The following is a 21390-nucleotide window of genomic DNA, read 5'->3' on the forward strand; positions in this document are numbered from 1 at the left end:
TTATAAAATAGGCAAGTTTTGAGGTTCACTACATATATTTCTAGTGAAAGGCCTTTCACCATCTTATCACCTAGGGGGCAATCATCATGAAATTTTTGTCTTACCTTACAGTAATTTTGGTGATTCTTGGCGGTTTGAATTGGTTATTTGTAGCGTTAGATTACAATGTAGTTGAGAAATGGTTTGGTTCTATGCCGGCGCTTGTGGACACTATTTATTGGCTCATTGGTCTTTCGGCTATTTATCAAATTTTTGATCGGTTCTTTACGAACAATTAGCTATTATTCTTTTATTACTAGAGTGTTAAGTACGATTATGTACTTAGCACTTTTTTTGTGTGTTTATAAAGTAAGCATCAAATATTCCCTACCTACAATTTGTAAATAATCTCCATACATACTACATGTGGAGTTTTTTGGGAATTTATAGTTATAACATCTTGTATTTTGTTTATAATTGTAAATAGTTATTCAAATGTTATTTCTTTTTTATAAATAAAAAGGAAAAATAATGCAACTTTTTAACGCGCTTATTCGTGTTATATATGAAAGGAGGAGGGGGATGGAAATTGAAGAAATATATAAGGTTTATATAAACGATGTGTACAGGTATTTATTTTCCCTTTCTCGTAGCCATCATGTAGCGGAGGACTTGATGCAGGAGACTTTTTATCGGGCGTATCTTTATCTAGAAGACTATGAAAACCAAAAGGTAAAATCATGGCTTTTTAAAGTGGCGTATCATACGTTTATTGATTTTGTTAGGAAAGAGAGAAAAGTGTCTTTTGTAGGAACGGAGGAATTAGAGACAATACAAGCAGTTGAATCTACAGAAGAGTATGTAGTCGCAAAAAATAGTTATGGAAAATTAATTCAGATTATTCATACTTTACCTGTGGTAGAGGCACAAGCTGTTTTATTATGTGATGTACATCAATTAACGTACGAAGAGGGTGCTTCTGTATTAGATTTAAAGTTAAACACGTATAAAAGTCACATATTTCGCGGGAGAAAGAAATTAAAACAATTGTTAAAGGAGGAAAAGAGTCAAAATGACAAATGATAAACCTCATTCTGAACAAGAAGATTATCAAGACTTGTTGCAAGAAGCTCTTCATCAAAGGCCTGCATCTCTTCCTGATGGAAAACAGGAGCAAGTGTTGAAAATAGGAAAAAAAAGAGCGCGTATTACGAACGTTTTGATTGTATTTACTTTTTTATTACTGATTCAACCTATTATATATATATCTACGCTCTTATACTATGTATTTGCACCTACAAACGCAATGGAGATGCGGAATGTAGTACAACAAACGATAAGTGTAACGGAACCAAATGTATTTATGAAAGAAAGAGACATGGAGCAAACATTGTTACCGCTTAGTTTACAATTGAATTTTGATTTGTATAAAAGGGTAGGAAAGAAAGATATTCGAATAGGCGAAGAGAAAACATATTATTTATTAAGTAAAGTGGCGAAAGTAAGCCGCGAATATACAACAGATGAAAAAATTCCAGAAGTCCCATATATAGATAATGAGGTGTTGTCTCATCCTAATAATTATAATACGTCTTATAATAGTAGCGATGAAGCGCAGGTATTAAAAGGTCTTCCGCAAGAATCTGTTGTAGAAGCATTTGTATCTTTTAGAGAATTATTAAGTGTACAAGAGGTAACGAATATGTTTCCTACTATTGATATCGTCTGGTATGCCGTTAATACAGGATTAGAGGAGAAGCAAAAGAATGATGAGGGTATGTATGTTGCTCCGATTGGTTTTCCAGCAGATATGATTTCAAGTATAGGTGGTCCTTTTGTAAGTGATTCACCTCATGAGGAACAATTTATTGGTGTGCTAAAGTCATTACAGAAGCATGAAAATTTAGCGGTGAAGCTATCTAGAGCGAAAACATTAGAGTTGTCAAAGCGTATTTCTTTTCTTGAAAAAAATGGGATAAAAATATACGGGGCAGTTGTAACTGGCCCTAAAGGTGAAGTTGAAAAATTGATGAGTCATGAAAAAGTTAGAAACTTGAAAGTAGGTGAAGCGAGATTATGGAATTGGCATTCTTAAAAAAAAGAAAGAATCATAGTTATAAACAGGAAACATGGATGGGGACTATTTCATTAATGATTGCCTTTCTAGCGTTATTGTATTTGAACATTACATTGCTTAGTCAAGAAACATTTATAGGCGAAGGTTTTCGGGAAATAGTTGGAGTTGGATTGTTATGTTCAGTCGTAGGCATGATCACAAAAAGAAAAAGTCGAAAATATGCATTGTGGGCATGTAGTTTATTTGTTTTTATGCTACTTTTTACTGTATTTGGATATATGTTAGGTTGGATGATAAGCTTTGGACCGTAAATATGTGGGAAAGAGCGAATGTAGATTCGCTCTTTTTTATGTGTAAAAAGTAAAATAAATAAGAGAAGAACTTATCAAATTTGAAAGGAGAGCAGTATACGTTTTGAATGTTGTTGTGTTTTTTGTTCACTTTATAAAAAATATATTGGTACTTGCAAGCGATTCCATTGCTTCTTGCGCCGTAATACTAGAAAAGAAATTGACCGTGTCTTGTATTGTAGGTTATAATTCAGAAAGTTTAAAAAATATTAAAATGAGAAATAGGGAGGTCATCTGGGTGATGGAAAGAGTGTATAATTTTTCAGCAGGACCATCTATACTCCCTTTGCCAGTTTTAGAGAAAGTGCAAAAGGAGCTTGTAAATTATAACGGGACAGGCATGTCTATTATGGAAATGAGTCATCGATCTTCTTATTTTCAAAGTATTATAGAGGAAGCGAGTAGCTTGCTTCGTGAATTAATGAACATTCCTGATGAGTATGAAGTATTGTTTTTACAAGGCGGTGCGTCATTACAATTTTCTATGATACCGTTGAATGTAATGAATACGTATAAAAAAGCAGGATATATATTGACTGGCTCATGGTCTAAAAAGGCGATGCAAGAAGCTGAAAAAGTAGGAGAAGTGCAAGTGATTGCTTCTTCTGAAAATGAGAAGTTTACTACAATTCCTAAACTGGATGGTTTACTAGGCGATGAAAAACTAGATTATGTACATATTACAACGAACAATACAATTGAGGGAACGAAGTATGTGGACATTCCACATGTAGATAAAGTACCGCTCGTTGCGGATATGTCCTCAAATATTTTATCAGAACGATATGATGTTTCGAAGTTTGGTCTTATATATGCGGGAGCGCAAAAGAATTTAGGGCCAGCAGGCTTAACGATTGCAATTATAAAAAGAGATTTAATTGGGGGAGCAGATTGCTCTTGTCCTACGATGTTAAACTATGAAACTTACAGTAAAAATAACTCCTTATATAATACACCGCCGTCCTTTAGTATTTACGTAACGAAACTTGTACTAGAGTGGCTGAAAGAGCAAGGCGGGGTATCTGCGATTGAAGAACAAAATAAAATGAAATCTTCACTTCTTTATAATTTCTTAGATGAATCAAAATTGTTTACTTCACCAGTTGATCCTACGTATCGATCACTTATGAACATTCCGTTTACAACGCCGTCAGAAGAGCTGAACAATGAGTTTTTACAAAAAGCGAAAGAGCGCGGCCTTGTTACGCTAAAAGGGCATCGATCAGTCGGTGGTATGCGCGCTAGTATTTATAATGCGATGCCAGCAGAAGGCGTACAGCAATTAGTAAATTATATGAAGGAATTTGAGCTTGAGAATAGATAGGGAGATGGGGATATGTTTCGTGTTCAAACGTTAAATCAAATTGCAGAAAAAGGTTTGCAAGTGCTTAGCGGAGAGCGCTATGAAGTAGGGGAGAGAATGGACCACCCAGACGGCATTTTACTTCGCAGTTATTCTTTACATCAAGAAGATTTTTCAAAAGACTTAAAGGCAATTGCAAGAGCTGGTGCAGGTGTAAATAATATTCCTGTCGAGCGATGTACAGAAAAAGGGATTGTAGTATTTAATACACCAGGAGCGAATGCTAATGCAGTAAAGGAACTCATTATCGCAAGTCTTATTATGTCTTCACGTAACATTATTAACGGAGTAAGCTGGACGAAAAATTTAGAAGGGGAAGAAGTACCGCAGCTTGTTGAATCTGGAAAGAAACAATTTGTTGGATCTGAAATTGCAGGGAAACGTCTAGGGGTTATCGGCCTTGGCGCAATCGGTGCTTTAGTTGCGAACGATGCGTTAGCTTTAGGGATGGATGTTGTCGGATACGATCCTTACATTTCAGTTGAAACAGCATGGCGCCTTTCTACACATGTGCAAAGAGCATTTAGTTTAGATGAAATTTTTGCAACGTGTGATTATATTACCCTTCATATTCCTCTTACGAATCAAACGAAGGGGATTATTGGTGAACACGCTATAGAGAAAATGAAAAAAGGAATGCGTTTATTCAATTTTTCTAGAGGAGAACTTGTAGATGAAAAGGTTCTTCAAAAAGCGTTAGAAGAAGATGTTATTGCACATTACGTAACGGACTTTCCGAATGAAAATGTAATAAAGATGAAAAATGTAACTGCGACGCCACACCTTGGTGCATCTACATCTGAATCAGAAGAAAATTGTGCGATCATGGCAGCGCGTCAATTACGTGAATATTTAGAGACAGGAAATATTCGTAATTCAGTCAACTATCCAAACGTAGAATTGCCGTATATCGGAAAGAAACGTATTACAATCATGCATCAAAACGTTCCGAACATGGTAGGACAAATTACAGGATGTTTAGCAGAACATCATATTAATATTGCCGATATGATTAATCGTAGTAAACATTCTTGGGCGTACACAATGATTGATATTGATAACGGAATTGATGATATAATAAAAGAGAACATTGTGGAAAATATAAGCAAAATTACAGGTGTTGTAGCCGTTCGAATGATTGTGTAAAGGAGAGAGGGAATTGGCAAAAATCCGACCGTTTCGGGCCATTCGTCCAGTAGAAGAAAAAGCAGCACAAGTTGCGGCTTTACCGTATGATGTTTTAAATAGTGAAGAGGCAAGAGAAGTTGTAAAAGGAAATCCATTTTCTTTCTTACACGTTGATAAAGCAGAAATTGATTTAGACCCAGCGCTTTCACCGTACGATGATCGCGTATATGAAAAAGCGGGTGAAAATTTAAATCGTTTTATACGAGAAGAAGTGTTCATACAAGACGAAGAGCCAGCACTATACATTTATGAACTGACGATGCAAGGAAGAACGCAGTCAGGCCTTGTCGTTTGTACGTCTATTGATGAGTATGAAGATGATACAATTAAAAAACATGAAAGAACGCGTCATGAAAAAGAACTAGATCGTATTCGTCACGTAGATGTGTGTGACGCAAATACAGGTCCTATCTTTTTAACGTATCGTACAAAAGAAGAAGTGAAACGTTTCATCGCAAGCTGGAAAGAAGAACATGCACCAATCTATATATTTACAGCAGAAGACGGCGTTAGGCATGTTGCTTGGAAAATAGCTGATGAAGAAGTAATTACAAGTTTAGTAAACTTATTTGAAGATATCCCTAACTTGTACATTGCAGACGGACACCACCGCTCCGCGTCAGCCGCAAAAGTAGGGCTCATGCGAAGAGAACAATATCCGAATTATACAGGAGAAGAAGAGTTTAATTTCTTCCTATCAGTTTTATTCCCTCATGATGAATTATCTATTTGGGATTATAACCGAGTTGTGAAAGACTTAAATGGTTTATCAGAAGAACAGCTTTTAAAGCAAATCAAGCAATACTTCTATGTAGAAGAAGCATCTATTTCTCCGTATAAACCAAATGAACCAAAAACATTTGGCATGTATGTAAACGAGAAGTGGTATAAGCTCACAGTGAAAGAGGAAACGTTTGATGCGAATGATCTTGTGAAAGGTTTAGATGTATCTATTCTGCAAGATCATTTATTAAGCCAAGTACTTGAAATACATGATCCGCGATCTGATTCACGCATTGATTTTGTCGGAGGAATCCGCGGATTAGAAGAACTAGAACGTCTTGTAAATAACGGCGAGTATAAAGCGGCGTTCTCACTATATCCGACATCAATGGAATCTTTATTAGCAATCGCAGACGCCGGAGAAGTTATGCCGCCAAAATCAACGTGGTTTGAACCGAAGCTACGCAGTGGGTTGTTTGTACATTCGTTAAAGTAAATAGACTTCTTTAGTTTGGAAAACCGAAATGATTTTTAGTTTCGGTTTTTCTTATTTTGGCTCAGTAAACGTTTAATGTTGATTTTAATGTTAAGATTGAAATATGTAACAACAGGTCGCTACAAAAAAACGGAGCAAATACGATGAAAATACAGCTGCAAAAAAGTTTTTATGTTGAATTGAAAAATGCAATTCGTTGTCATTATAACGAACTTTTAACAAGATGCGGTGTTGACACAATATATGGGTACTCCATATTAACAAACGATTGTGTCAATAGCATTGGACCAGTGGCTAATGAAGAAAGACTAATCAAAGTTAATAAATCGGACCCTTTATACAATTATTATAGATACGGAGCTATTGAGTGGAGCGAATGGGACGATTTTGGAATGTTTGATGAAGTGAACAAAATTATTAAGAAATATCATAATATCGTCGAAGATGACTTTAACATACGAGTACATACACTGTTGAAAGAAACGTTAAATGTGTTAATGGAACTTGAATTAGAAGGATTGTTTGGAGACAGAAATGATAATCGATTTATTGTCATTTGTGTAACTGATTCATCGAACGAAATCATGATTGAATCAGCTCGATTGCTTAATACATTAAAGACATACGAAGAATATGCTTCAGAATTTGCATAAGAATGAATATAAGTAAAACTGCGCTCTATAAGAGGCGATTTTCATTTAATAGAAAGTCACCAATTAATAGTAACCATTCGTTGTGACGTGACCATCGAACAATTTGAGCCTGATGAAAAAAATCGCACAAAGATTATTGCGATGTTTACATGTAGGAATCAACTTGAAAAAGAAGTTATGAAGGGGAGATAAGGCTAGGTAGCATAAAATATATCACTATAGGTGGAGTGGTTAATGCAAACATGTGGGTTCATTGGTTTTAAATGATGAATTTGCAGTGGTAGCGGTAGTGGAGGGGAAAGAATATGTTGAGTATAAAGATAAAAAGGTATTTTTGCTTTGTTGTTTTTCAAAAATAACGGATAAAATTTTCATATTTACGAACTTAGTGCATAATGATTGTTGGATAAATTGGAATACCACGTTCCTTTAGAATTTCAGACATATTATCTTTTTCAAACTACTTTTCTTTAACATATCTTATCTATTATGCTCCTTAGTTGGTTTTTCGGAGTTTATTATAGTTTAAAAAAGCTGCACGAGAACCTATATTTATACTGTTAAAATACACAACAATAAGGATAAAACCTACTTTGTAATTGCAAATGAAGCTTATGTATATGTGAAGTAAGGTGAAAGAGGGTCTGCACATAATCAATCACCCTTTTTTATAACATTTCTTTGCAGAGATACGTTATAAAAAAGGGTTGTTATTTGAAAGTTGAAAAATAAATTCTATTAATCATTCATATTTTATTAAATTACTTTGACCTAGTTATAAGTCAGCTGAAACTGTACTTCTTCCAACTTGGATAGTGTTAATAACAGTATATAAGTTGTGGTATTAGTTTATAGGAGTAGAACCTAATTTTCATTTGATGTATTTATTGAATGATTGGTTATAGTACTATACTTCTTATTCATAACTATATAAATCCAACCAATAACTGATAAGATAACTGGATAGAAAATAGCCCAACCACTAAATGAGTATACAATAATACATATAATTAGAGATAGGAAGGCCATCCACCAACCTATATCACGCACTTTTAATAATTTAAGAGCAGCTAGCATTGTAAAAATATATGAAGTAATAAATATTACACTAGGACCTTTAAGAAGCATTTCTAAATTTGGTCGTGCCATACCATAAAAAATTAAAATACAACTAAAAATGCCTCCTAGAACTAGTAATACCCTAGTTGGAGTTTGAAATTGAGAGTGTAACTTAGCAAAGAAGGAAGGGAAATGTCCTTCTCTAGCTTGAGCGTAAATCATTCTTGAAAAACCTGCAATGTTAGCATGTACAGCACTAAACGAAATGAAAATTGCTAAAATAGTTGTTATATATGTACCTATCGGTCCTAATCCTTTTGATATTAGAATACTAAGGGAAGCTATCTGATCCTTATCACCATATGAGTGGGTCCCTATTGTTACAAAAGATATTGCAATGTACATAATGGAGATACAAATTGCTCCTAAAAATAAACTAATCGAAATATCCTTAGCGGGCCTTTTAAATTCTTCAGCTAATGGGGTTATCATTTCCCACCCTACAAATGAGAAAAAGATAATTACAGAAGAAGCGCCAACAGAAGACCACCCGTTTGGTACAAATGGTGTAAAAGAACTTAATTTTACATATGGTATAGAAACGATAACAGCGACAACTATTAAAAGTGAAATAATACAAATTACAAACACACTAACTTTTGATGATAGCTCGATCCCTTTTATATGTAAGAGTAAAGAGGTAATTAAAATTAATGCTGCAATTCCTATAACACTAAGATTGCTTATTGGAAAAACATATCCAATATAATGGGCACCTGTTAAAGCAATAATAGGTACTCCAATAGGAATAGAACCTAACATAATCCAGCCTAGGATGGCACTTGTATTTGCATTAAATGCCATTTGAACATAAGCTGTAATTCCTCCAGCACTGGGAATCATTTTAGCAAGACGCGCTAGAGTCGCTACAATAGGAAAAGCTAATATAGACATGATAACCCAAGATAAAATTGAAGCTGGTCCAGCGCTATTTGCAGTAATTGAAGGTAAAATAAGGATTCCACAACCTAACACAGCTCCGATGGTTAATGCGGTCCCCTGTACCCAAGTAATTGAACGTTTCAATGATTGTTGTGTCAAGATTCTCAGCCTCTCTTTCGTTAATTGATATTAATTATATAAAGTTTAAAAAAAAGATAACATGCTATAATTTATGTATTAATTATAATTTTCTTAAAGAATTTAAGAATTATTAAATGTTTTCTTAATTAATCAAGGGGAGGCCAAGCAATGGATGATACAGATTTAAAGATTCTTTCTCATCTTCAGGAAAATGCACGTTTAAGTATGGTTGAAATAGGAAAACTGGTAGGTTTGAGTTCTCCTTCTGTTACAGAGCGAGTTAGAAGACTAGAAGAACAAGAGGTAATTATAAGTTATCGCACGATTGTTAATCCGAAAGAATTAAAAAAACATATTACTGCGTTTGTTTTGATGGAACCAAGGGATTGCAATAAATATAAAAAGTTTGCAATGGAACATTCAGATGTGGTTGAATGTCACCGGATTGCCGGTATGTATAGTTATCTAACAAAGGTAGTCACGGAATCTGTACATACACTCGAAGACTATATTAATTTGTGCTTAGAGTATGGAAAGCCTACAACCTTAATAGTGCTTTCTTCTCCAGTAGAACATAAATCATTTTTTACAGAGAGTGAAAAACTTTAATTACATATGAGTGATTATTCAAAATAAAAAGCGTTAAATTAATACCTAATAGGAAATAGAGTCCTATTAGGTATTAATTTTCAGAAAATTATTTAGAAAATTTAGATAAAAAATAATATTTGACATATTCTTACTACTGGTGGAATAATGAACATTGTATTTTAGAAAAATTAAATTCTTAGTTAATTGGAGGTAGGATTATTATGAAATATGCAGTGCTCACAAATGATTTACAGTACGATTTGGTTAATAAAAATGAGGATAGAATTGCAGCTGTGGAGGCGTTTACGCCTAAAATGGTGTCTTTCTTAGATACTATGAGAGAAAATGATGTTTCTATTATTCACCTGCAGTTAATTAACTTAGAAGATGATCCGAAAGCTGAACGATATGGTGATTTTTTACCAGTCACAAAGGGATCTAAAGGTGCAGAAATCTTACCTGAGTTTCTTCATGAAAAAGATATTATTATGGAGAAAAATAAGGATAGTGGCTTTTTTGAGACAAATCTTGATGAAACCTTAAAAAAATTAGGAGTAGATACAATTATTATTACGGGTATGCAAACTCAAATTTGTGTCCAAACAACTGCAGCGGATGGATTTTTCCGTGGTTATAATGTAATCGTACCAGAAGATGCAGTTGTTTCAGCAAAGGCTGAAGATAAGGAACGAGCTTTAAAATGGTTAGGTTCATATTGTGCAAAGATTATGAGTATCGAGGAAATCTGCAATTCAATTTCTAAAAATGAAGATATTTCTTTTGATGGAGTTGCAATTCCGTAAGTAAATACGTTGTAATATCACTTGTTCTATGTAGCAAGTGATATTATTTTTCAAAAATAAAAATGAAAAGGAGTTTTAATAAATGAAATTAACTAAAGATTTAGAAAATATAATTTTAGACCATGGAACAGGAGGACTATTGAGTCAGGATTTAATTAGTTCAATTATTACTGCAAAACTAGAAGATGTTCACCTTGGAAAAATGGAGGATAGTGCCATTCTTGAGGTAAGTAGTAGAAGATTGGCGATGACAACAGACTCTTTTGTTATTGATCCTATCTTTTTTGGTGAAGGGAATATAGGTAAAGTAGCAGTTTGTGGAACGGTTAATGATTTAGCGGTTAGTGGTGCAAAACCACTTTATCTATCATTGGCATTAGTACTAGAAGAGGGTTTTCCAATTAAAGATTTGGAAGAAATATTAGATTCTATAAGAGAGACCGCGAAAGAAGCTGGAGTGTATATTGTTGCTGGTGATACAAAAGTTGTTAAAAAAGGTGAAGTAGACAAAATCTTTATTAATACAACTGGAATAGGAGTTTTTGAAGGAGATGTATCACCGTTTTCGGTAAACTCTATTCAAGAAGGTGACGATATCATTATAACAGGACAACTAGGAAACCATAGTATACATATCCTTTCTATCAGAGAAGGATTAGGGTTTGAACAGAGAATAAATAGTGATTGTGCACCATTAAATCATATGATATCAGAGTTGAAAAATCTTTTTGGTGATTCTATACATTGTATGCGAGATATTACAAGAGGCGGGCTAGGTACAGTTTTAAATGAAGTCTCAGAAACAATTAATACTGGAATAAAAATACAAGAAAGAGATATTCCTATGTTAGCAGAAACTATTATGGCTGCCGACATGTTAGGTGTTAATCCAATGTATCTAGCTAATGAGGGCAATGTTTGTATGTTTGTGTCTCCAGAGGTAAGTGAGGAAGTCGTGAGGGTATTAAAAAATACTAAATATGGTAAAGAAGCTGCGGTAATTGGTAAAGTTAATCAAACAAAAGAAAGACAAGTGCTCATGGAAGCAAAATCAGGTGAATTGAAACTCATTGAGTTATTATATGGGGCAGAATTACCTCGATTATGTTAGGAGACAATTTATGAAAAAAGTAATAAATATGTTTATAAAAAAGTATCAAGTTAAAGGCATTGTGCAAGGTGTTGGTTTTAGACCTTTCGTATATAGGATAGCAAAAAAGTATCATCTAAACGGATGGGTGTTAAATGATTCAAATGGAGTGCTTATAGAAGTAGAAGGGGAACAAAATAATATTACGCATTTTATTCATGATATTGAATTTAATTCCCCAGAATTGGCTTATGTGCAAGAGGTTAAATTAATAGAGGAACAAGAATCCAACAATCGTTATAGCTCTTTTGATATTTTGAGTAGCCAAAAACATAGTAGTAGGCAAACTTTAATATCTCCTGATACTTATGTATGTAATGAATGTTTAGACGAATTATTTGATCCAACGAATAGAAGGTTTCGTTATCCATTTATTAATTGTACAAATTGTGGACCTAGATATTCAATAATAAAAGATATTCCTTATGATAGACCATATACTACAATGGCCAAATTTCCTATGTGCAAAGAGTGTGATAAAGAATACAAAGACATATTGGATCGGAGATTCCATGCCCAACCAAATGCTTGCTGGAAATGTGGACCACAAGTTCAATTGAAAACAACAGATGGTACAAATGTCTCCACTGATAATCCAATAGAAAAAACAATTGATTTGTTGAAAAAGGGGAAAATCCTAGCTATTAAAGGGTTAGGTGGATACCACTTAGTTGTAGATCCAATGAATCATGAAGCTGTAAAAGAATTAAGAAAAAGAAAAAAACGGGATGAAAAACCTTTTGCTTTAATGTCATCTCAATTAGATGATGTGAAAAATTTTGCTGAAATAACAAAAAATGAAGAAACTTTATTAGTTTCTAAAGAACGACCAATTGTGTTATTGAACAAAAAGGATAATGAGTTTATTTCTTTAGATGTTGCACCAAATAATAATAATTATGGGGTAATGTTAGCCTATACACCACTTCATCATCTTATATTAAGAGGGAATTTTATTGCATTAATAGCTACGAGCGCCAATGTTTCTGATGAACCTATTGTATATAAAGATGGAGATGCAATTGAGCAGCTAAAGGGAATTGCAGATTATTATTTAGTACACAATAGGGAGATATTCACTAGAGTAGATGACTCTATTGTTAGGGGGATTGATTTAGATGATGAAGTAATAAAACTACAAATAATTCGTCGCGCTAGAGGTTATGTACCAAACCCAATTGATTTTAAAGAAGGATCAACTAATGTACTTGCTTTAGGAGCAGAATTAAAGAATACGATTTGCCTAACTAAAGACGAAAAAGCTTTTATTAGTCATCATATTGGTGATTTAAAAAACTATAAAATTTATGAATCGTTTAAAAATACTATAGCTCACTTACAAAAAATCTTTGAAATTAGTCCTTCTGTAATTGCAAGTGATCTTCATCCTGATTTTTATAGTACAAAATATGCATTTGATCAAAAAGTTTTACCAGTTGTACAGGTTCAGCATCATCATGCCCACATGGCTTCTTGTATGGTTGATAATCAATTAGATGGTCCTGTTTTAGGAGTTATTTTAGATGGTACGGGTTATGGTGATGATGGGAATATTTGGGGTGGAGAGTTTTTAATCGGTGATTTTCTTAATTATCAAAGAGCGGCATATATCGATTACTTTCAGCTGCCAGGCGGTGATAAAGCTGTTAAAGAACCGTATAGAATTGCTTTAGGAATATTGACGCAAATATATGGTGAACAAGTCAAAGAATTACCAATAAAGATAATTTCAGAGCGAAATAGTTTTGAACTAGATGTACTTATAAAAATGATTCAAAAAGGAATTAATTCTCCTCTTACTTCAAGTATGGGAAGGCTTTTCGATGCTGTTTCAGCACTATTGGGTGTCCGTGAAACAGTCCAATATGAAGGACAGGCTGCTATTGAGTTGGAGCAAGCGATTGATATCAATAATTCTTCCAATCCTTTATTATCATATGAAATAGTTGCTTCGAATGGAATTAGAAAAATCGATATAAAACCTATGTTTAAAGAGTTGGTATCTTTGATACTTAAAGATAAGTATACCAAGGGTGAATTGAGCTATCGTTTTCATTATACAATGGTTCAAATGATTACAGAAACCTGTAAACAAATTCGTCAAGAAACAGAGATTAATAAACTAGTTCTTAGTGGGGGAGTATTTTTAAATAAGTTTTTACTTGTAGAAACCTATAAGTCACTTAAGGCTTGTAAATTCGAGGTTTACATGCACAAACAAGTACCTACCAATGATGGGGGAATCTCTCTTGGTCAAGCAGCAATAGCAGCTCATCGCTATAAAGATATGCATTCGGTATAAATTTACAATAGCAATTATATAACTTTTCATTATTCTTTGTGAGTATAGTAAAAACGAAAAATTAGGAGGTGCTCTTTTATGGTAGTTAGTTCAAAAATGGATATATTTAATGAACTAGAATCCCAAGTTCGAAGTTATAGCAGAAGCTTTCCAACGATCTTCACTAAGTCTAAAGGATATAAATTATGGGATGTAGATGGAAAAGAGTATATTGACTTTTTCTCAGGTGCTGGTGCTCTTAATTATGGACATAATGATGATAAAATGAAACAGGTATTAATAGATTATCTTTTAGAAGATGGTATTATTCATAGTCTTGATATGGGAACAAGTGCTAAAGTGAATTTTTTAAAGCACTTTAACAAAATTATTTTGGAACCACGTGATTTAAACTATAAAATTATGTTTCCTGGTCCAACAGGTACAAATTCTGTTGAAAGTGCACTGAAAATTGCTCGAAAAGTGACTGGACGAACAAATATCATAAGTTTTTCAAATGCTTTTCATGGAATGAGTTTAGGATCACTTTCGATAACGAGTAATCATTTTAAGAGAAGGGGTGCTGGAGTACCACTAAATAATAGTATTATCATGCCGTATGAAAATTATTTAGATTCCCTTAATTCTTTATCCTATTTAGAAAAAGTATTAGGCGATAGTGGAAGTGGAGTGGATTTACCTGCTGCAATTATTCTAGAAACAGTTCAAGGTGAGGGTGGTTTAAATACGGCTAGTTCCCAATGGTTAAAGGGAATTGACAGACTGTGTAAAAAATATAATATATTATTGATTGTCGATGATATTCAAGCAGGGTGCGGACGTACGGGGACATTTTTTAGCTTTGAACCTGCGAGCATTAAACCAGACATAATTTGTTTGTCAAAATCTATAAGTGGCATTGGCCTTCCGATGGCTATTACACTAATTAAACCGGAATATGATAAGTGGGAACCAGGAGAACATAATGGAACGTTTCGAGGGAATAATCTAGCATTTTTAGCAGCTACAGAAGCATTGAGTTATTGGAAAGATATAGAGTTTATTAATGCTTTAAAATGGAAAAGTGAAAAAATCACTAGCTTTCTTAATGAGATTTGTTTGAAATACCCCCAACTTCAAGGAGAAGTACGAGGGAGAGGCTTTATGCAGGGCATAGCGTGTAATACTTTTGGAATAGCTAAAAAGATTTGCTCATTTGCATTTGAAAATGGTCTAATTATTGAAACATCTGGACCTAATGATGAAGTTATTAAGTTGTTACCTTCTTTAACAATAGACTTAGAAGGATTAAGTAAAGGATTGGAAATGTTAGAGGATAGTATTTCTACTATTTTAAAAGAGGTAACTCACTAAGTTTGAACGACTCGCACTTAATAACCTTGCGAACCGTTTGCAGTAGTTGCGGTAGAAGAAGGAAAAGAAGCGGCCTACAAAGTGGATCTAACATTCTCATCTATTATGAGAGATTTAGATAAAATAATAAGTCAAATTCAAGAAGTTTCTGCATTAACAGAAGAGATATCTGCCGGCACAGAAGAAGTAAGTGCATCTCTTTCGCTAGTATATCATTCTAAATAATATATGATATTTTAAAATTCAAAACACCTTTCATTCACCATTAAAGAAAGGTGTTTTGAATTTGTTTTTTTTTATTGCTTTTATAAATTGCACGTTGATGATGATATTATTTATATATAATCCCCTTATTTTACCTCAAATCGATAGGTGGGGAGAGAATTAATAAATGAGGGAATAATATATAAGGTAGTTGAATTGTAATGATCTATTCAACTATTAAAACAGCAAGTGAAATTTCTATTTATGAAGATAACACTTCTAAATATCCAATTTCATTAGGGGTTTGGGATAAATAATATATAACCTATATAGAAGAGTTAACATCCTATTTTATAGTAGTGGATAGTTATAAATTAGTACTTTAGGATTCATCAAGAAAAGTTCTTTTTTTCTGAATAATGCATATAAATTCGTGATATTTTATTATTAAACAAAATGGTTTTATATTTTATTAACTTATTACTTTCCATCTTCAATAATCATTTATTACAACAGCTTTAACGTCCAAAATAAGATGTTCCAACATAGGACAATATAAGTATCTTTATAATGATTTTTCAATATAATCAATGTGTTAATGAAAGTAATTCTGTGTTATTTTTACTTTGCTATTAACTAATACAGCTTCAAACAAAGAACATAATTGCTACATACTAAGTGAAATTTATTACCCATTCAAAATTCTGCCTATTCAATCTTTCTAAAAATAAAAAAAGATTGAACTCATAAATATACAAGTTATAATGAGGGCGTCGAGAGATAATATATGACCTTTAGCGAAAATATCAAACCTCGTTTTGGTTCGAAAATTCTAAAGAACTTGCCAGTAAGTTTCTAAAATTTTACATACTGATATGATTACTATATGGAGGGTTGTGGAACAAAAGGAAAGTTTATTCAACTCAAGAAAGAAAGCGCTATCAAAAAGGGTCTTATTTTGAATTGATTATGCTAATAACTTAGATTCAACAGCAATTAAAAATAATAAACCATGGGGGTGCTTATATGAACATAAATGTAGCATCTATTAAAGAAAAAAAGGTTGTTAAATACAAAAGTTGTTTTGATGTGATTGGGCCCATAATGATAGGTCCTTCAAGTTCACATACTGCAGGTGCTTTGTCTATTGGAACAGTTGCTAATAAATTATTTCAAGGTCTTCCAAAAAAAGTTGTGGTAACGTATTATGAATCATTTGCTGAAACCCATAAAGGTCACGGAACTGATTTTGCAATAATTGCTGGTATATTAGGCTTTGCTGCCGACGACAGCAAAGTGCCAGATGCTATTAAAATAGCAGAATCTAAAGGGATTGACATTACTTTTATTGAAAAATCAGGTGATAGTCCTGCCGGTCATCCAAATACGGCAGATGTATATGTAGAGGATGACAGTCGAAGTATTAGAACGATGGGTATTTCAGTCGGTGGTGGATTGATCGAAGTCAAACATGTTGAAATTGACGGATTTAGCTTAGAACTGCAGGGGCCATTGCCAGTTGTTATTGCAATTTCAGAAAGAGCTGACTTTGAATTTGTCTTACGCAGGATCTTTAAACAATATGATGTTGAAATTAACAACTTTCATAGTTTGAAAGATAAAACAAAATATTTATATGCATTCGCTTTGGATTCGCTATTGCCTGGTAATGCTCAGAAGGAGTTAGGGAATTTAAGCAATATAGCTAATCTTATTATTCTTTAGTTACATTAAGGAGAGAAAAAATATGTATATGGCCATAAAAGAAATTGTGGATGCAGCTAATAAAAGTCAAAAGACAATTTATGAATTAGCAATTGAACAGGAAATCGAACAAACTAAAACTTCTTATGAAGAAGTTTGGAGTAAAATGGAACAAAATTTAGCGACTATGCAAAATGCTATAAATAAAAGTATCGAGGGCGACGGTGTATTTTCTCCAACCGGTTTAACCGGAGGTGATGCAGTTAAAATTAAAAACTATCGAGAAAATAGGAAAACTCTTTCTGGAGATTTGATGGTGTTAGGGATTCAAAGTGCTATCGGTGTTAATGAAGTAAATGCTGCATTAGGAGCTATTTGTGCAACTCCAACAGCGGGTGCGAGTGGGACGATTCCGGGAGTCCTATTTAGTATTAAGGATACGTTGCAGTTAAGTCATGAAGATATGATACATTTTCTATTCACATCAGCGTTATTTGGAACGATAGTAGCAAACAACGCTTGTATTTCAGGAGCGTATGGAGGATGTCAAGCTGAAGTAGGCAGTGCCTCAGCAATGGCGGCTGCAGCTGCGGTAGAAGCTGCAGGTGGAACGCCACAGCAATCTTCTGAAGCTTTTTCGATTGCATTACAAAATTTACTCGGTTTAGTTTGTGATCCGGTCGCTGGTTTGGTAGAAATTCCTTGTGTAAAGAGAAACGCCATTGGAGCGACAAATGCTTTAGCAGCAGCGGACATCGCATTAGCCGGCGTAAACAATATCATCAATGCTGACGAAGTTATTGAAGCGATGTATAGAGTTGGAAGACAGATTCCTCGCGAATTAAGAGAGACAGGTTTAGGTGGAATTGCGGCTACACCTACAGGGATTGCCATTAAAAATAAAATATTTGGGGAGAAACAATCAAATCAATGAACAGTTAATGTCTATATTGTGAAAAGGTTAACAATCTATTCTCTATTGTTCGCTTAAGGATTTCTGGATATTGGGGGAATTATCAATAAAATATCCTACTATATAATTGAAACATTTTGTAAGTGGTAACAAACTCGTCAGGTTGATGCTTCGTTAATTTTTTGAGTCTGATCAACTTAAAAGAAGGATATACGATGTGGCGCACTTTATAAACAAAAAGAACGATCTATATTCCTATACCTTAAATAAAGACGTAAGAATAGGAAACAAGGAGGAATTAATATATGAATGGGAATACTGCAAAAAACATAGAATTTCAAGCTGATAATACGGCAGTAAAAAATGAAAAATACCTAGACCCTAAAAAATGGCATAAACAGGATACTACCTGGGCATTGAGCCTTTTTGGAACAGCAATTGGAGCAGGGGTACTCTTTTTACCGATTAATGCAGGTTCAGGTGGTTTATTATCATTGCTGTTAATTACTATACTTGCATATCCAGTTATGTACTACTCACATAGGGCGCTTGCTAAAATGATTTACGCTTCGAATTCTGCCGATGAGGGGATTACAGGTACAATAAGAGAATATTTCGGAAATAAAGCAAGTATCATTTTTAACATCGTATATTTCGTCTCCATTTATACGATCGTGCTGATGTACTCGGTCGCACTTACAAATACGGCAAGTAGTTTTATTGTACACCAATTGCACATGCCGGAGCCTCCAAGGGCTATTTTATCACTTGTATTAGTACTCGGTCTTATCACTATACTAAATTTTGGTCAGGATATTACTGTAAAGATAATGAGCATGCTAGTATATCCTTTCATTGCTTCTCTACTTTTTATTGCAATATCTTTAATTCCACAATGGAATACTTCAATGTTAAGTTTTTCAAGTGTTTCTACTGCTTCAACTGGAACAGGGTATTTTGGAACGATTTGGATGATACTACCAATCATAGTATTCTCGTTTAATCATTCTCCTATGATTTCGTCATTTGTTATGAAACAGAGAGCTACGTATGGAATAGACGCTACTGATGCCAAGTGTGCTCAAATACAAAAAGTTTGTTATATTATGACATTCGCTGTTGTTATGTTTTTTGTTTGGAGCAGTACTTTAAGTTTGACTCCAGATGATCTTAAGGTAGCAAAAGAACAGAACTTGTCAATCCTATCATATCTTGCTAATGAGCTTAATTCGCCAGTAATCACGATTGCAGCTCCTATCATTGCGTTTGTGGCTATTACAAAGTCTTTCCTTGGCCATTATATAGGAGCGTATGAGGTAATGCGTGACATGATTATCAAGTCTGGTAAAAAACGTGGGAAAGATATAGGAGAAAAAACAGTTAAGACAATGATTCTTACTTTTGTTGTACTAACATGCTGGTATGTCGCTTATACAAATCCAAGTATTCTTGGAATCATTGATGCTCTTAGCGGTCCGTTAGTCGCTGCTATCTTATGTCTATTACCGATGTATGCGATTCGTAAAGTACCAGTACTAGCAAAATACAGAGGGAAAATGAGTAATGTATTTGTAATTGTTATAGGGATACTTACTGTTCTAGCAAGTATTAAGTCATTATTCTAATTTACTGTAGTTAGTTCTGATGCAAAAATGATAGGATATGAAATGAGAATGAAAGATTCCTAGCGGAACTAAATTATATAGTTTTAAACCAAAGAGATTCTGGTTTTGGACAAACTATTCATCTGGGATAGTTTGTCCTTTTTTGATTATATGCATAACTTCTATTACAGCAATCTTTTTTTAGCTGGTTGTTATGATTTTAATCCAAGCCTATTAGGGTGCTGATCCATGTGCATCAAGCTAATATTTTGAAGTATCCCACATTTGTTTTCTTAGGTTGATGGGAATGGGCCGGTACTCCATGTATGGCGGACAACTAAAATGGCTTTATTTCATCACATGTCCGAAGCCATTGTATCTCCCACTTACTCATTTCGCGTTCCTTGAGGAAGGAGAATTCTTTCGGGGAATAGGTTAAATTAAACTCGGTTTTTAGCACATCATAAATGGTCGGAAAATAAAGGTTGCATAATATATAGTTGCAAATTTCTCATTAATTCTGATGTTAAAGACTATATGAAAATAGTACATTTACAAATAATTAAAAACTTTATATTTAAATTAAACGATATTAAACGAGGTGTAATATTCCGATTATTCATATTGATTATACAAAAAAAAGAAGGAGAATAATAGGCTTGTTATTAATTTCTATTGACCTTAGTATTTAAAGGGTCATAAGAACTTTAACTTTACTACAAAATGTATGCCCTTTCATTTTAGGAGAAAAAATATTTTGGGACATACAAGATAAAGGAGTGATGTTTATAAAAAAAGTTTGTTCCATCAGTATAATTTGTCTCTTTTTTTTATGTTCTTGTTTTAGCTCAAACAGCAAACCCGCATCTAAAAAAGAGAAGAGCGACGAAGCAAAGATTACTAAACAAAAGAATTGGGGATTTAAAGCAATATATTCTGATGAGACTAAGATTAATGACTATAAGTCATTACCTAAAGTCAAAGTAGCAATATTGGATAGTGGGATTAATAAAAATCATCAAGATTTAAAAGGAAAAATTGTAAAAGATTATAATGCTATTAATCCAGGAAACGAAAATGTTGATAATTATGGACATGGGACTGCAGTTGCTGGAATCATAGCCGCCCATGATGATGATTTAGGTCTCACTGGAATATCCCCTAATGCAGAGATTTATGACGTTAAAGTTCTCGATGACAAAGGTTTAGCAGATATTGATACATTAATTAAAGGTATACAATGGTGCATTCAAGAAAATGTGCAAATAATGAATATTAGTTTCGGTGTACAATCAGATAATCCGAAATTAAAAGAAGCTATAGATGAAGCATTAGACAAGGGAATCATAATTGTTGCAGCTTCAGGAAATACATTAGGATTATCAGTTGATTATCCAGCTAAATATGAAAATGTAATATCTGTTTCAGCAATAAAAGAAAATTTAAAACGATCTGGTGTATCTGCAAAAGGGAAAATAGATTATGCAGCTCCCGGAATAAATATCTTAACTACTGATAATAAAGGTGACTATTCATATTATAGTGGTACCTCTTTTGCTACTGCGTATGTTACGGGTACTGTAGCAGTCCTATTAGCACAAAAAGATATAATTTTCAATAGTCAGAATATTAAATCTTATTTAAATGATAAAACTAAAGATCTAGGTGAAAAAGGATATGATTCTGAATATGGTTCTGGATTAATAATGATAGATTGAAAGAGGAGATCGATTAATGAAAAACGTAATTGTTAAAATATTAGTGTTTTCTATGTTACTTACTTTACTTCCTAATA

The 21390-nt window shown here is 33.5% G+C and carries 19 protein-coding genes and 1 pseudogene; 19 read left to right on the forward strand and 1 reads right to left on the reverse strand.

Annotated elements, in window-relative coordinates; genetic code table 11:
• Positions 1 to 86 precede the first annotated feature (86 nt).
• The 9 genes and pseudogenes from MR079_RS10170 to MR079_RS10210 form a co-directional block, all read left to right on the forward strand.
• On the forward strand, positions 87 to 278 hold the full coding sequence (locus MR079_RS10170) for a DUF378 domain-containing protein (protein WP_062822221.1): 192 nt from the start codon (positions 87 to 89) through the stop codon (positions 276 to 278).
• A gap of 283 nt (positions 279 to 561) precedes the next feature.
• Positions 562 to 1062: a sigma-70 family RNA polymerase sigma factor gene (locus MR079_RS10175; protein ID WP_139866111.1), complete on the forward strand. Its 501-nt coding sequence runs from the start codon at positions 562 to 564 to the stop codon at positions 1060 to 1062.
• Positions 1052 to 2074, forward strand: a complete 1023-nt coding sequence (locus MR079_RS10180) for an anti-sigma factor (RefSeq protein WP_139866110.1) — start codon at positions 1052 to 1054, stop codon at positions 2072 to 2074. Before MR079_RS10175 ends, MR079_RS10180 begins: the two co-directional genes overlap by 11 nt.
• The gene (locus MR079_RS10185) at positions 2056 to 2367 is read left to right on the forward strand and encodes a hypothetical protein (RefSeq protein ID WP_139866109.1); all 312 of its coding nucleotides are present in this window, start codon (positions 2056 to 2058) and stop codon (positions 2365 to 2367) included. The genes MR079_RS10180 and MR079_RS10185 overlap by 19 nt, the downstream gene beginning before the upstream one ends.
• Positions 2368 to 2647: 280 nt before the next feature.
• The gene (gene serC, locus MR079_RS10190; protein WP_242293969.1) at positions 2648 to 3730 is read left to right on the forward strand and encodes a 3-phosphoserine/phosphohydroxythreonine transaminase; all 1083 of its coding nucleotides are present in this window, start codon (positions 2648 to 2650) and stop codon (positions 3728 to 3730) included.
• Between the two features lie 12 nt (positions 3731 to 3742).
• Positions 3743 to 4915 carry a 3-phosphoglycerate dehydrogenase family protein gene (locus MR079_RS10195; protein WP_139866107.1) on the forward strand — a complete coding sequence of 391 codons (1173 nt, stop codon included), beginning with the start codon at positions 3743 to 3745 and terminating at the stop codon, positions 4913 to 4915.
• A 13-nt stretch (positions 4916 to 4928) separates the two neighbouring features.
• A complete protein-coding gene (locus tag MR079_RS10200; RefSeq protein WP_139866106.1) occupies positions 4929 to 6176 on the forward strand; it encodes a DUF1015 domain-containing protein in 1248 nt (415 codons plus the stop codon).
• A gap of 143 nt (positions 6177 to 6319) precedes the next feature.
• Positions 6320 to 6829 (forward strand): DUF4303 domain-containing protein, encoded by a 510-nt coding sequence (locus MR079_RS10205; protein WP_139866105.1) that lies wholly within the window; start codon positions 6320 to 6322, stop codon positions 6827 to 6829.
• Between the two features lie 72 nt (positions 6830 to 6901).
• Positions 6902 to 7021: pseudogene (locus MR079_RS10210) on the forward strand (enoyl-CoA hydratase); the annotation flags it as partial.
• 672 nt (positions 7022 to 7693) lie between these two features.
• Here the strand turns inward: MR079_RS10210 and MR079_RS10215 are convergent.
• Positions 7694 to 8989 (reverse strand): APC family permease, encoded by a 1296-nt coding sequence (locus tag MR079_RS10215; RefSeq protein ID WP_000193978.1) that lies wholly within the window; start codon positions 8987 to 8989, stop codon positions 7694 to 7696.
• Positions 8990 to 9139: 150 nt separating this feature from the next.
• On the opposite strand from MR079_RS10215, the gene MR079_RS10220 reads away from it, so the two are divergent.
• The 10 genes from MR079_RS10220 to MR079_RS10265 all read left to right on the forward strand — a co-directional run bounded on the left by MR079_RS10220 (position 9140) and on the right by MR079_RS10265 (position 21313).
• The gene (locus MR079_RS10220) at positions 9140 to 9580 is read left to right on the forward strand and encodes an Lrp/AsnC family transcriptional regulator (protein WP_000342842.1); all 441 of its coding nucleotides are present in this window, start codon (positions 9140 to 9142) and stop codon (positions 9578 to 9580) included.
• A 203-nt stretch (positions 9581 to 9783) separates the two neighbouring features.
• Positions 9784 to 10365 carry a cysteine hydrolase family protein gene (locus MR079_RS10225; protein WP_000872526.1) on the forward strand — a complete coding sequence of 194 codons (582 nt, stop codon included), beginning with the start codon at positions 9784 to 9786 and terminating at the stop codon, positions 10363 to 10365.
• A gap of 82 nt (positions 10366 to 10447) precedes the next feature.
• Positions 10448 to 11476 (forward strand): hydrogenase expression/formation protein HypE, encoded by a 1029-nt coding sequence (hypE, locus tag MR079_RS10230; RefSeq protein WP_000778913.1) that lies wholly within the window; start codon positions 10448 to 10450, stop codon positions 11474 to 11476.
• Positions 11477 to 11486: 10 nt separating this feature from the next.
• Complete coding sequence (hypF, locus tag MR079_RS10235; RefSeq protein ID WP_242293970.1) at positions 11487 to 13817, forward strand: carbamoyltransferase HypF; 2331 nt, start codon at positions 11487 to 11489, stop codon at positions 13815 to 13817.
• A 78-nt stretch (positions 13818 to 13895) separates the two neighbouring features.
• Complete coding sequence (gene ectB / locus MR079_RS10240) at positions 13896 to 15170, forward strand: diaminobutyrate--2-oxoglutarate transaminase (protein ID WP_048555388.1); 1275 nt, start codon at positions 13896 to 13898, stop codon at positions 15168 to 15170.
• An 81-nt stretch (positions 15171 to 15251) separates the two neighbouring features.
• A complete protein-coding gene (locus tag MR079_RS10245; protein ID WP_000366276.1) occupies positions 15252 to 15395 on the forward strand; it encodes a hypothetical protein in 144 nt (47 codons plus the stop codon).
• Between the two features lie 1005 nt (positions 15396 to 16400).
• Complete coding sequence (sdaAB, locus tag MR079_RS10250) at positions 16401 to 17099, forward strand: L-serine ammonia-lyase, iron-sulfur-dependent subunit beta (protein ID WP_001024894.1); 699 nt, start codon at positions 16401 to 16403, stop codon at positions 17097 to 17099.
• Positions 17100 to 17121: 22 nt separating this feature from the next.
• Positions 17122 to 18012: an L-serine ammonia-lyase, iron-sulfur-dependent, subunit alpha gene (sdaAA, locus tag MR079_RS10255; RefSeq protein ID WP_000281785.1), complete on the forward strand. Its 891-nt coding sequence runs from the start codon at positions 17122 to 17124 to the stop codon at positions 18010 to 18012.
• Positions 18013 to 18296: 284 nt separating this feature from the next.
• Positions 18297 to 19616: an aromatic amino acid transport family protein gene (locus tag MR079_RS10260; protein ID WP_048555381.1), complete on the forward strand. Its 1320-nt coding sequence runs from the start codon at positions 18297 to 18299 to the stop codon at positions 19614 to 19616.
• A 761-nt stretch (positions 19617 to 20377) separates the two neighbouring features.
• Entirely contained in the window at positions 20378 to 21313 is a 936-nt protein-coding gene (locus MR079_RS10265; RefSeq protein ID WP_193387741.1) for a S8 family peptidase, read from the forward strand.
• Positions 21314 to 21390 lie beyond the last annotated feature (77 nt).

Origin of the sequence: Bacillus cereus group sp. BfR-BA-01381, from assembly GCF_022663555.1 — a bacterium.
In the GTDB taxonomy this organism is placed as follows: Bacteria; Bacillota; Bacilli; order Bacillales; family Bacillaceae_G; genus Bacillus_A; species Bacillus_A pacificus.

Coding starts and splice junctions, on each gene's coding strand:
- MR079_RS10170 (WP_062822221.1), top strand. CDS start 87: ATGAAATTTTTGTCTTACCTTACAGTAATTTTGGTGATTCTTGGCGGT.
- MR079_RS10175 (WP_139866111.1), top strand. CDS start 562: ATGGAAATTGAAGAAATATATAAGGTTTATATAAACGATGTGTACAGG.
- MR079_RS10180 (WP_139866110.1), top strand. CDS start 1,052: ATGACAAATGATAAACCTCATTCTGAACAAGAAGATTATCAAGACTTG.
- MR079_RS10185 (WP_139866109.1), top strand. CDS start 2,056: ATGGAATTGGCATTCTTAAAAAAAAGAAAGAATCATAGTTATAAACAG.
- serC (WP_242293969.1), top strand. CDS start 2,648: ATGGAAAGAGTGTATAATTTTTCAGCAGGACCATCTATACTCCCTTTG.
- MR079_RS10195 (WP_139866107.1), top strand. CDS start 3,743: ATGTTTCGTGTTCAAACGTTAAATCAAATTGCAGAAAAAGGTTTGCAA.
- MR079_RS10205 (WP_139866105.1), top strand. CDS start 6,320: ATGAAAATACAGCTGCAAAAAAGTTTTTATGTTGAATTGAAAAATGCA.
- MR079_RS10220 (WP_000342842.1), top strand. CDS start 9,140: ATGGATGATACAGATTTAAAGATTCTTTCTCATCTTCAGGAAAATGCA.
- MR079_RS10225 (WP_000872526.1), top strand. CDS start 9,784: ATGAAATATGCAGTGCTCACAAATGATTTACAGTACGATTTGGTTAAT.
- hypE (WP_000778913.1), top strand. CDS start 10,448: ATGAAATTAACTAAAGATTTAGAAAATATAATTTTAGACCATGGAACA.
- hypF (WP_242293970.1), top strand. CDS start 11,487: ATGAAAAAAGTAATAAATATGTTTATAAAAAAGTATCAAGTTAAAGGC.
- ectB (WP_048555388.1), top strand. CDS start 13,896: ATGGTAGTTAGTTCAAAAATGGATATATTTAATGAACTAGAATCCCAA.
- sdaAB (WP_001024894.1), top strand. CDS start 16,401: ATGAACATAAATGTAGCATCTATTAAAGAAAAAAAGGTTGTTAAATAC.
- sdaAA (WP_000281785.1), top strand. CDS start 17,122: ATGTATATGGCCATAAAAGAAATTGTGGATGCAGCTAATAAAAGTCAA.
- MR079_RS10260 (WP_048555381.1), top strand. CDS start 18,297: ATGAATGGGAATACTGCAAAAAACATAGAATTTCAAGCTGATAATACG.
- MR079_RS10265 (WP_193387741.1), top strand. CDS start 20,378: ATGTTTATAAAAAAAGTTTGTTCCATCAGTATAATTTGTCTCTTTTTT.